The organism is Vibrio sp. Y42_MX_L11 (genome assembly GCF_024181785.1).
Classification (GTDB): Bacteria; Pseudomonadota; Gammaproteobacteria; order Enterobacterales; family Vibrionaceae; genus Vibrio; species Vibrio diabolicus.
This window is the reverse complement of sequence record NZ_JAMZAP010000014.1, coordinates 128,058-139,537: the sequence shown is the minus strand read 5'-3', so window position 1 is coordinate 139,537 and position 11,480 is coordinate 128,058. Positions and strand designations below refer to the sequence as shown.

Here is an 11,480-nt window from a genome sequence, read left to right as displayed (position 1 = left end):
TTGTCGTAGACTACGACGTTGATAGGCAGGGTGTGTAAGCGTTGTGAGGCGTTGAGCTAACCTGTACTAATTGCCCGTGAGGCTTAACCATACAACACCCAAGGGGTTTTGATGGACTCAATGAAAGAACATTGAATGTGTAAGAACGAGAATTAAACACAGCTTTCCAGATTAAAGAATTTGCTTGGCGACCATAGCGTTTTGGACCCACCTGATTTCCATGCCGAACTCAGAAGTGAAACGAAATAGCGCCGATGGTAGTGTGGGGCTTCCCCATGTGAGAGTAGGACATCGCCAGGCTTTAAATATCGCTTTCAAGTTTTCTTTTTAATTAAGATAACTGAAGGCAAAACTAAAAATTAGCATCGATAGTATAAGACTAAGTTTTAGTGACAATTTGTGGAGAGATGGCTGAGTGGTTGAAAGCACCGGTCTTGAAAACCGGCATACGTTAATAGCGTATCTAGGGTTCAAATCCCTATCTCTCCGCCACCTTTAAAAAACCGCTGTTCTTACAGCGGTTTTTTTGTATCTGCTGTTTTTTAACAGCTGTTATCGAAAACTTCTAATTGGCTTTTCTCCGGCCCTTTCTCTAAGTTCTTTAGCGTACTCACTTTGGGTTTAGTTTACGCAGTAATATCTGCAATCGAAGACATTTTCATAGGTCATTTAGGCTTTAAGTAGAGCTTTGTTAAGTCTCAACGTGGGATGCTTAAAAGCATTTTGATAGAGTTTCAGTCTAAATATTGCGGATGCACTTGGAGAAAAAATGAAGCTACTTTACTGGTTAGATGAATGGCAAGCGCTTACTCAACAAGAACAAGAGATGGCTTTACCTATCTCTGGCTACGATTTACTTGATGATGTATTTGTGAAGTATGAACTCGTCGATCTTAACAAGCCATTGTTGTTCACATTTTCTCCTTCCGGCACTGATGTGCAGGTACAAGATTTAACTCCGAATTTTTCTCCTTGGGGCTACGAGCTCGGAATACAACAAAAAGTAAACATTATTGCCTTTCAACATTTAGGACAAAGTAATTGGTTTCGTAGTCGGAATTTGATTTTCTTTCTGGAGCAGCTGTCTGAGTTGCTTCATCCCTTCCAATGTCGTTTGGGTTATGGGCAAAGTCGAGGTGGCTTTGCAATTGGCGCGTTCGCTAACTTGCTGAAATTAGAACATCTTTTGTTGTTTTATCCTGTGAGCACAAAAAATAAAGCTTTAGTGCCTTGGGATGATCGGCCCAGCACTGAGCTTGCTCAGCAGTTTGCTTGGGAAAGCGGCTACCATGATCGAGATTTGGGCAATGCCAAAGGTTATATTATTTATGACCCATCCAATCGTATTGATCGTCTTCATGCTGAACGTTACCCAGAGCTAACTCATTTAAAAGTCGTCGGTATGGGGCACGGCACTCAATCCACACAATTAGATAAATTAGAATTTTTTAATCTGGTGGCGAAGGAGTTTGTTCGTCATCAAACCATAGATATTGACCAATTTAATAAGCAAATTCACGCTTTGTTTTAAAAGAGGACTGATATCAGAGTCCCCTGTAACCAGGGGGAGATGATCACACACTAAAAACTAGATTTTTAACACAATTGCTAGGCGCAATTTAGATGGAGGATTAATGAAGTTACTGTACTGGTTGGATGAATGGCTGGCTCTTTCTCGTGAAGAACAGCAAACCAGGCTACCGATGTCCGGGGAGGACTTACTTGATGATGTGTTTGTTAAGTATGAGTTTGTCGACCGAAATAAACCGCTGTTGTTCACCTTTTCCCCTGCTGGTACAAATCTACAAGTACAGGACTTACACTCAGACTTTGCGCCTTGGGGCTATCGATTAGCCCAGAAACAAAAAGTAAATATTATTTCTTTTCAGCACCTTGGGAAAAGTAACTGGTTTCGCAGCCGTAATTTGATTTTCTTTCTAGAGCAGTTATCGACATTACTTGAGCCTTTTGAATGCCGTTTAGGTTATGGCCTTAGCCGCGGTGGTTTTGCTATTGGCGCTTTTTCCAATCTATTAAAGTTGGATCAAGTATTGATGTTTCACCCGGTCAGTACAAAAAACAAAGTGCTAGTGCCATGGGATGACAGGCCAAGTACTGAACTTGCCCAACAATTTGATTGGGAAGGAAAGTACCACGACCTCGACCTTGGAGATGCAAAAGGTTACATCATTTATGATCCAACCAATGAAATCGATCGTCTTCACGCCAAACGCTACCCAGAGCTCACTCACTTGAGAGTCTTCGGTATGGGACATGGTACACACGCGACGTATTTGAATAAATTCGGTTTTTATAAGCAAGTGGCTGTAGACTTTATACGTTATCAGAAGATAGATATAGCGCAGTTTCGTCATCAGACTAAAACGCTGCGATTAAAAGAAGATTACTATCAGTGTCTTAACAAGGCGAATGCGAGTTCACAACATCGTTTGAGCCTACTGAGTACCGCTCATAATGTGCTAATTGAAGAAAAGAAAGAACATGTGAAGGAGCATCAAGCGCAAATCGATATTCAGCCACTTGTTGATATTGCGATGAAGCATGAGCATGACAATCCGCAAGATGCAGTACAACTTTTGGAAGTGGCTCAGCAGTTAGTTCCGAATGACCCCGTTGTGGAGCACAAGTTGCAGCAACTGTCGTAGCGTTGAGATGTAATGCAGACGGTATTGGTTGAAAATAGGTCCGTGGCTTTTGTCGCTGGCCTTTTTAGGAGCTTATGGGTTGATATTTCGATGACATTTAATGAAGCAGTACAAAATAAAAAGCCCAAGCAAATGCTTAGGCTCGACGAGTATTAATATGAGTTTAAAACTCTTTTGGCGCAAAGCCTGTCATGACATCGAGGCGAAGCTCTTTACCAACTTTTGTTAGTGGGTGAACGATTACTAAGCCGCGTACGCGTTTTTTCAGTTTGCCGATGTCCGCTTGTTCTGCTTTGGTGATTTCACGAGAGAATGGCATATCAAGTAAGCTTTTACGTTCTTTGTTCAGCTCATAGTTTTGCTTATGCTTTAACTGATTAAGCTTTTTGGTTAGCTGTTCTACTTCATCCGTGAACTTTGTAATCATTTCGTGATCACCACGAGAACGTGCCGCATCAAGTTTACGTTGGCATGTATCTAAACGGTTGTGCAGCTTTTGAATATCAGTTTTTATGCTCATGGTAATTTGGCTCAAATTTTAAATAGTCGAGAAGTATAGCATAGCTGAGATCACACGCTCTACTATACTTCTCGATTGTCTGGCTTTAGTTAATCAGTTCATTGCCCGATACGTTACCAGAGAAGAAGGCTTCGACGTTATCAAGGGTCACAGAGGCAATATTATTAAGTGCTTCGTGAGTCAAGAATGCTTGGTGGCCAGTAAACAGCACGTTATGACAAGCCGATAAGCGACGGAAAACATCGTCTACGATGACATCGTTAGATTTATCTTGGAAGAACAAGTCTTTTTCATTGTCATACACGTCTAGACCAAGCGCGCCAATCTTACCTTGTTTCAATGCTTCTATCGCTGCTAGTGAATCCAGCAACTCGCCTCGACTAGTGTTAATGATCATCACACCATCTTTCATTTGTGCGAAGGCTTTTTCGTTCAATAGGTGATAGTTTTCTTCACTCATTGGACAATGGAGAGAGATAATATCCGCACTAGCGTAGATTTCTTCAAGCGAACAGTAACGCGCTCCCATTTCTAGTGCTAATGGATTTTCGTAAGGATCATAGCAAAGCAGCTCCATGCCAAGCCCTTTGAAGATACGCATCGTCGCGATACCAATCTTACCTGTACCAATGACACCAACGGTTTTTCCGTAAAAGTTAAAGCCAACTAGGCCCTCTAGCGAGAAGTTGGCGTCACGTGTACGTTGGTAGGCTTTGTGGAGGCGACGATTTAGGCACATCATCAAACCGACTGTGTGCTCTGCCACCGCCTCTGGTGAGTAAGCTGGAACTCGAACTACTTGTAAGCCAAGTTCTTTAGCAGCTTGTTGATCCACTTTATCAAAACCCGCGCAGCGCATGGCAATAAGCTTAGTTCCGCCTAGAGAAAGCTGTTTAAGAACGGGAGCTGAAAGGTCATCATTGACGAAAGCACACACGACATCGCAACCATGTGCCATTTTGGCGGTTTTTTCGGTTAGCCGGAAGTCGTGATAGTGGAATTCAAAATTTCGGTTATTTTTAATTTTATTAAAAGAGGCCTCGTCGTAGGATTTTGCACTAAAAAAAGCAATATTAATCATGGTTCCCTCTCAAAAAGTGCGGACTTTATAAATAAATATACTTATAAAGTAATGCAACTTAGGCGGAATGAATAGAGAAATCTTCTCTTTAACTTTTGCCATATCAAACAACGATAACGATCACGCCTTTCAATGAGTATTATCTTACGATTCTGCACTTGTGCGTTCATCCCTTTAGCTCCTGGGGTAATACAGGTTCTACCCTAGATACTGTTTGCTTTACGGGCGCTAACTGACTAGCATAATCGCTCTTTTCTTGTTCACTTTAGTTAGGTTAGGCGTTCCGGCAATGTCAGTGAAATGGTGCTCTATGTTCTTGTGTTGTGTGTTGGCTTCTGGCGTCCATGCAGCTGTAGATTTTGTTAAAGTCGACAAGTCAAAGCGTCGAATGTATTTAATGGAACAAGGCACAATACTAAAAGAATACCGCATTGCTTTAGGAGCGAACCCTAAAGGGCATAAACAAGAAGAGGGAGACAATCGTACACCTGAGGGCGAATACACCTTAGATTACGTCATAGAAGAGTCGGCTTTTTATCGTTCTGTGCATATTAGCTACCCTGATGCGATTGATACGTTGGAAGCGAAGCGCCGAGGTGTGTCCCCAGGAGGGAACATCAAAATTCATGGTTTAAAAAACGGTGAGAGTCAGTTGCCGATTTATATCCAAAGCTTTGATTGGACCAATGGGTGTATTGCGATTACCAATGAAGAGATGGATGAATTTATCCAGCTTGTAGAGATGGGGACACCAATTCAGATTGAGTGGTAACGAAATGGTGCCTCTGAAGCTCAAGGTGGTATGTGCTATGGCATAAAGCGTTGTGGATGATCACTGAATATACCGTCTAACTGAGGTAGGTACTTCAGTTTGTTTGGATTGTTCACTGTATAACACATCACTTTGTAACCCGCCTGCTGGAGTTTGTTTATTTGGCTCGAGCGAACCCAGTTAATGTTTAGGTTGCAGCTATAGGCGTTAACTTCTTCCAAAAGGCGTTTATCTTTTCTCGTTAAGAATTCACTCAATACACCTAATCGATACTCATTGCAGTATTTATGCAGCGCTCTAATGACATCATGACTAAAACTGGAGAGTAGTACCTTCTCTTGCAGCATGGGACTTTTTGCTAGTACGTTGGCGAGAGCTTGTGCCACTTCTTCTGCTGGGTGGCGATCTACCTTAACTTCAATATTCAAGTTAAGCTTGTGCTCAGTAGCTAAAGTGAGCAGCTCATCTAATGTCATGATTTTCTCACCTGAAAAATCTGCGCTGAACCAGCTACCAAAATCCAACGCCTTTAACTCTTCCAGAGTCAGTTCATCGACACGCCCTTGTCCATTACTGCATCGATTTATGGTGTGATCATGGCAAACCACTAAAACATTATCTTTGGTCGGTTGTACATCAACTTCAACCCAATTTAATCCGAGGTCAATGGCGGCCTGAACGCTCACTTTTGTATTTTCTGGGTATGAGCCAGCAACACCACGATGACCAATTACTAATGTTTCCATGTTCTTCATCTTCTGCTTTGTGTTGAGCAGATTGTACTCGTTTTTTGCTTTGAAGATATACCTCAAGGTGCATGTTGTCAGATCGTCTTAATAAAAGCCAAATCGCCCATTCGTCAAGGTAGGTCGTTGGAAGCACTCCTGTCGAATCATGAACCAAAGTTGGACTTTTATTCTCCTGCCGCTCATTTTTAAAGAGCAAGGTAGTTGCGAGTGCATCATGGTTATCGGGAGAGAAATATGAAGATCGGTGTTATTGGTGCAGGGGCTGTCGGTGTGGGGGTGTGTAATTACTTACTCACTCTGGGTGGTTTTAGTGAGCTTGTTCTACTTGATAAAAATTTAGAACGTGCCGAGGGTGAAGTGTTTGATTTTCGTCACACGATGGCACTGACTTTTTCAAAAAACACACGCATTATGCCGTCGGATGATTACTTAGATTTACTCGAAGCCTCTCTTGTTGTTATCACCGCTGGTACGCAGATTAAACAAGGACAAACTCGTTTGGATATTGCTGAGGTTAATGCTCAAATTGGAGTTGATATTGCGCGTCAAATAGAACGTGTAGCGCCAAATGCGGTGTTGATTGTTGTGTCAAACCCATGCGATATCGTGGCGCACTTTATTGTCACCAACACCGGTTTTGAGCCGAGTAAAGTTATTAGCAGTGGCTGTGTAGTTGATACCGCTCGTTTAATGAGTATTGTTGCTGGCCGTGTAGACCTAGACCCGAAGAACGTGTTTGGTTATGTATTAGGAGAGCATGGTAGCCATTGCTTTACTCCTAAGAGCTTAATTTCTATCGCTGGGCAATCGGCCGACTATTACTGCGATACCCATAACATTGAGAGAATTGATCCGCACGCACTTCTTGAGGCGGTGAAACAGGCGGGATACGAAATCTTTCGGCGTAAGCAGAACACCGTTCATGGCATTGCCGCCAGTGTCTTTCGAATCATTCAAGCCGTGACGATTAACGAACGATCGGTGTTGCCCGTCGGTACGATGATGTCGGGGCAATATGGTTTGCATGATGTTGTTCTCAGCCTACCTACGGTTATTGGAAAAAACGGAGCAAATTCAGTTCTGATGCATCCCTTCACTGAAGAGGAGCTTGTCACATTAAAAACGATCAGCGCCCACTTAAAACACATCGTCGAAAATGTCGCTAAGGAGACGAAGCTAAAGCCCTGATCTACCCTCATTATCAGGTGATAGTTAGCTTAGCACTCCGGTCTACTGCTATAGAGCTATTTGTACTAAAGCCCTAGGGTGTGTAGTTGTTTAATTTGTAAATGAGTAATAGAATGCGAACCATTTTTATTTGAATGGTGAGTGGTAATGTCTCGAGTTTTGATAGTGGATGATGACGTTCCTTTGTGTGAGCTATTAGAAGCAGTTTTGCAAGAGGAGGGCTATATTGTCTCTTCTGTACATTGCGGTGAAAGTGCTTTGCAATATATGGAAAAAACGCCGGTAGATCTTGTACTGCTTGATGTCATGTTACCAAACCTTAACGGCATGCAAGTTGCCCGTAGAATCTGTCAACGCTTCGCGACACCTATTCTAATGCTTACTGCTCTTAATGATGAAAACTCGATGCTTGATGGCTACCAAGCGGGAGCCGATCAGTACATAGGAAAGCCTTTTAATGTTGCTGAGCTTCTGATGCGCATCAAAGCGATTCTTCGTCGTGTTGGTTTAGAGCGCCAACGTCAGGCGATGTGCAGTACCGTTCAAACGATCAGTGCTCAGCTCAATAGCTTACCACTCACAAGCACGGAAGCCGAATTACTGAGCTATTTAGTCAAAAACCAAGGTGTGGTGATTTCAAAAGCGGAACTCCAAACCGAAGTATTAAAGAAAGAGCTAAGCCCTTTTGACCGCAACCTTGATATGCACATCAGTAATATACGTCGCAAGCTAGTAGAAGCAGGGCTCTCTAAGCAACATATCAAAACCTTCCGTGGCAAAGGTTACAGCTACCTAGAGGCTGTAAACAATTAATGAAGCTCACGTGCCCACCTTTTATCGCGAAACGTAAAGATAGCTTAGCGTTTAAGTTGTTTAGTTATATGACTGCAATTGTGATAAGTATTTTGGTCGTACAAGCAATGGCTGAGCAAGCTCTCGTGAAAGCCATGCTAAAAGTGCCGGACAGTGTGCGAGAAGAAATGCTCGATCTTGCACATCAAGCCAATGTGCTGATTGAGCACGGAGATATGGACGAACTTGCGGATTGGGCGAACGCGCAAAACTTTTATCTGTTTGTGCTGAATGAGCACCAGCAACCCGTCACTCACCGTTTAATGCATCCACACTTCGAGTTCAAACTTCAATTTAAAAGAAGTATTGATGATCAACTTGAGGGAAAGGTAAATCGCCCGATTATCAATATCCCTTTGGTTAGAGATAATAGCTTGGTGATTCAACTGCCACATCGACTGCATCCCGCACATGACTTCATTTTATATTTCTCTATTCTCAAAGTGGTGATTGCGGTAGTTATTTTGGCGTTGTTCTCATTGCTAATGGCACGCAACTTACAACAGCCGCTTGATCGCTTAAGAGAAGCAAGCAAAAAGCTATCTAACGGAGACTTTAATGTCAGTGTGGTGAAAGAGTTAAAATCGAATACGCGCGAGTTTAACGAGCTGGCGCAAGACTTCGACCACATGACACAGCAAATTCATTCTCTTGCCGAAAAGCAGCGATTGCTTATAAGAGATGTCTCCCACGAGCTCCGAACGCCGTTAGCAAGACAGAATTTAGTTCTACACCTTTTGCGGAAGCGAGTTGGGGAGAACGAGCAAAGCTTGGTGACCAGGCTAGAAGACGAAGCTAAAGAGCTAAACCATTTGATAAGCGATATCTTGGAGTTCAGTCGCTTGGAAAATGCGCGTTTCGACAAAGGTGCGAAACGCCGTGATTTAGAGGTGTTGCTCGCACCGCAAGTAGAGCGGTGCAAAATCGATTTAAAACCAGAACAAACATTGTCATTCCGTTCAGAAGCAACATGCGCCAAAGCTTTTTGCGAAGAAACGCTCATCATTCGCTGTTTGAATAACCTTGTTGGAAATGCCATCAAATATTCAGGGCAAGCATCTCAGATAGAAGTTTCTCTGGCTAATCATGTCAAAGATGGGCAGCAATTGATTTCCATGTCTGTATCCGACAATGGGCCAGGTATTCCAGAGAACAAGTTGGTCGATATTTTTGACCCGTTTACTCGCTTAGATGCATCAAGAGATAAGAAGCTTGGCGGCTATGGTTTAGGTCTCGCGATTGTCAAAGAATCCATGCGCATTATGGGTGGATCCGTTACGGCGAAAAATCGTGAACAAGGAGGTCTGAGTGTTACTTTGGTGTTCAAGCAGTAAGTATGGTTAAGTCTTATTAACTGTGATATTTATCACGTTATTGTGGCTCATCATCAGAGAGTACTTTACAAAAGTTTGCAAATGCAAAGAATGTAAATTTAATGCAAATGGTAATACTTATCACTTATATTCACCCGCGAAATAATTAAGAGGGAATCGCATTCAACAAGCATGTGACCCGAAAAATAATAATCGGAGTGAAAGGATATGTTTACTAAGAGCCATTTGGCGCTAGTGATCGGTGCGGTGTTAGCAACACCTGCAGTGGCGGACGTTCAAACAGACGAACATGTAGTTGTAGAAGGTCGAGAGTTCGGCTACAAGGCGGATACAAACAGTACAGCAATGCGCATGGAAATGACGCAGCTGGAAACGCCAGGACAAGTAGCGGTTATCGATGAAACGGTAATTGATGAGCAGCGTGCAAGTACACTTGGTGAAGTGCTACGTAGCGATGCAAGTGTTAGCGCGGGTGGTACAAGCCGTAACCGCGAACGTTTCTCTCTACGTGGTTTTGAACTTAGCAGTTCAGACGGTTTTCTTCGTGATGGCCGTCAACACTGGTCACACTACCGCCAGCCAATTGAGCTTTTAGAGCGTGTTGAAGTGCTTAAAGGTCCATCAGGCCTGCTATACGGTAAATCTGAGCCGGGTGGCTTGGTAAACATGGTTTCGAAAAAACCAACAACTCAAACACAAGCTAGTTTGAGTCAAGATCTAGGTTCGAATGATCACTCACGCACGGTGCTTGATGTGAGTGGCGCGCTAAATGATGCAGAGACACTGCGCGCGCGCGCAATTTTTGCCAAAGAAAGCTACGGCTCTTGGCGCAGCTACGGCGATGGTACCGAGCCAGAAACGGATCGTACGGTTGCGGGCCTAGTGGTTGAGTACGACATCACCGACAACTTTATGGTGTCAGCGCATTACGATCGCACGAAAGACGATGGTAGCGTGGATTCTGGTGCATACATTGTCGATGGCAAAGCGGTTCGCGGTGATAAGTACATTTGGGATGCGCAGTGGTCTGAAATTGATAACGATGTAGAAAACTATGGTATCGATATTAATGCTCAAGTGACTGACAATGTAAACGTAAAAGCAGGTTACAACCGCCAAGACTTTAAGCGTTTTGATGTGGAGTCTTACCCTAAATTTGATCAGTATGAAGAGCTCAATACGATTAAGCATCGAGGCAACGATCGCACCGATAATTGGGTGTTTGATACTGCATATATAGATGTGACGACGGACTTTACTTTGTTCGGTACGGAAAACACGTTGTTAGTGGGCGCTAACTACTTAGATTACAGTTATGATCGCTTTATGGCATTTCATAATGAGGCGAGTATTGCGCCAGGAGAAACGGTGCCTAAGCCTGGCTATCGTAGTTCGAAGAAATCACCAACAACTGAGTACGATACTTGGGGTATCTACGCGCAAAACATGATGACCATTAACGAGTCTTGGCAAGTACTTGCAGGGGTTCGTTATGATGAAAAGCGTGATGATGACCTGACAGAGAATCAAGTTTCTCCTAAGTTTGGTGTGATTTTCCACCCATCGACAAATGGCTCGGTTTACGTTCAGTATTCTGAAAGCTTTATGCCGCAAGGTGAAGTCAGCAGTGGTCGTGGCAAAACTTACGTGAACGATGGCGAGAAGCTAGACGCAGAGCGTGGTATCTCTTACGAGATCGGAACTAAGTGGGAACTGTTTGATCAGCGCTTATTTGTATCCGGTGCAGTGTTTGATATCACATTAGAGAACATCTCGCTGGATGTTGAAAGCGGCAAAGACGCGGGCGGTAATCTCCTACACAAGAAAACGCAAGGTGGTGAGCAAGTTCACAAAGGTGCTGAGTTAATGGCCCAAGGTTTTGTGACCCCTGAGTTGTCGCTAACCGCTTCTGCAATGTATTTGGATGCAGAGTTGACGAAAGCGGATAAAAAATTCGAGGGTAACCGCCCTGTAGATGTGCCAGAGTTCTCGGCAAGTCTATGGTCTAGCTACAAGGTTCAAGACAATACGAACCTAAACCTTGGTTTGATTTATGAAGGTGATCGCTACGGTGATGCAAAGAACACCTTCAAGAAAGATGGCTACGCTCGCGTTGATATGGGCGTGTCATACAAACATAAGTACGATGAAAACTTGGATATCATTGCTCGATTCAATGTAGAGAACTTATTCGATACCGACTACTTCGCAGGTGGCGGTAGCACGAATAGCGAGCAAAAAGGTGCGAGTGGGGTTGTGGTTGGAGAAGACCGCAACTACATGGCAACAATCCAGTTCAAGTACTGATAACAATTTGA

At 43.4% G+C, this 11,480-nt stretch carries 10 protein-coding genes, 1 tRNA gene and 2 rRNA genes; 10 read left to right on the top strand and 3 right to left on the bottom strand.

Annotation, left to right across the window (positions count from 1 at the left end):
* The 5 genes from NL643_RS15290 to NL643_RS15270 form a co-directional block, all read left to right on the top strand.
* Positions 1-91 (top strand): 23S ribosomal RNA (locus tag NL643_RS15290); the annotation flags it as partial.
* Positions 92-183: 92 nt separating this feature from the next.
* Positions 184-300 (top strand): 5S ribosomal RNA (gene rrf / locus NL643_RS15285).
* 101 nt (positions 301-401) lie between these two features.
* Positions 402-492 (top strand) — tRNA-Ser (locus NL643_RS15280).
* Positions 493-769: 277 nt separating this feature from the next.
* Positions 770-1,531: a hypothetical protein gene (locus tag NL643_RS15275; protein ID WP_006741208.1), complete on the top strand. Its 762-nt coding sequence runs from the start codon at positions 770-772 to the stop codon at positions 1,529-1,531.
* Positions 1,532-1,634: 103 nt separating this feature from the next.
* Positions 1,635-2,666: a cytosolic protein gene (locus tag NL643_RS15270; protein ID WP_074189713.1), complete on the top strand. Its 1,032-nt coding sequence runs from the start codon at positions 1,635-1,637 to the stop codon at positions 2,664-2,666.
* Positions 2,667-2,829: 163 nt separating this feature from the next.
* On the opposite strand, the gene NL643_RS15265 is transcribed toward NL643_RS15270, so the two are convergent.
* Both NL643_RS15265 and NL643_RS15260 read right to left on the bottom strand, forming a co-directional pair.
* Complete coding sequence (locus NL643_RS15265; protein WP_005374274.1) at positions 2,830-3,186, bottom strand: YibL family ribosome-associated protein; 357 nt, start codon at positions 3,184-3,186, stop codon at positions 2,830-2,832.
* Positions 3,187-3,271: 85 nt separating this feature from the next.
* Positions 3,272-4,267 carry a 2-hydroxyacid dehydrogenase gene (locus tag NL643_RS15260; protein ID WP_301339127.1) on the bottom strand — a complete coding sequence of 332 codons (996 nt, stop codon included), beginning with the start codon at positions 4,265-4,267 and terminating at the stop codon, positions 3,272-3,274.
* A gap of 289 nt (positions 4,268-4,556) precedes the next feature.
* Here NL643_RS15260 and NL643_RS15255 point away from each other — a divergent pair, with 289 nt between their 5' ends.
* The gene (locus NL643_RS15255) at positions 4,557-5,039 is read left to right on the top strand and encodes a murein L,D-transpeptidase family protein (RefSeq protein ID WP_253644744.1); all 483 of its coding nucleotides are present in this window, start codon (positions 4,557-4,559) and stop codon (positions 5,037-5,039) included.
* Between the two features lie 35 nt (positions 5,040-5,074).
* On the opposite strand, the gene NL643_RS15250 is transcribed toward NL643_RS15255, so the two are convergent.
* Positions 5,075-5,785, bottom strand: coding sequence for a glycerophosphodiester phosphodiesterase family protein (locus NL643_RS15250; RefSeq protein ID WP_253644743.1), 711 nt, complete (start codon positions 5,783-5,785; stop codon positions 5,075-5,077).
* 237 nt (positions 5,786-6,022) lie between these two features.
* Between NL643_RS15250 and NL643_RS15245 the strand changes: the two genes are divergently transcribed.
* The 4 genes from NL643_RS15245 (at position 6,023) to NL643_RS15230 (ending at position 11,469) form a co-directional block, all read left to right on the top strand.
* Positions 6,023-6,976 (top strand): L-lactate dehydrogenase, encoded by a 954-nt coding sequence (locus NL643_RS15245; protein ID WP_253644742.1) that lies wholly within the window; start codon positions 6,023-6,025, stop codon positions 6,974-6,976.
* A 147-nt stretch (positions 6,977-7,123) separates the two neighbouring features.
* Positions 7,124-7,789, top strand: coding sequence for a response regulator transcription factor (locus tag NL643_RS15240; protein ID WP_005393531.1), 666 nt, complete (start codon positions 7,124-7,126; stop codon positions 7,787-7,789).
* A complete protein-coding gene (locus NL643_RS15235) occupies positions 7,789-9,162 on the top strand; it encodes a sensor histidine kinase (protein ID WP_253644741.1) in 1,374 nt (457 codons plus the stop codon). Before NL643_RS15240 ends, NL643_RS15235 begins: the two co-directional genes overlap by 1 nt.
* A gap of 207 nt (positions 9,163-9,369) precedes the next feature.
* The gene (locus NL643_RS15230; RefSeq protein ID WP_253644740.1) at positions 9,370-11,469 is read left to right on the top strand and encodes a TonB-dependent siderophore receptor; all 2,100 of its coding nucleotides are present in this window, start codon (positions 9,370-9,372) and stop codon (positions 11,467-11,469) included.
* Positions 11,470-11,480 lie beyond the last annotated feature (11 nt).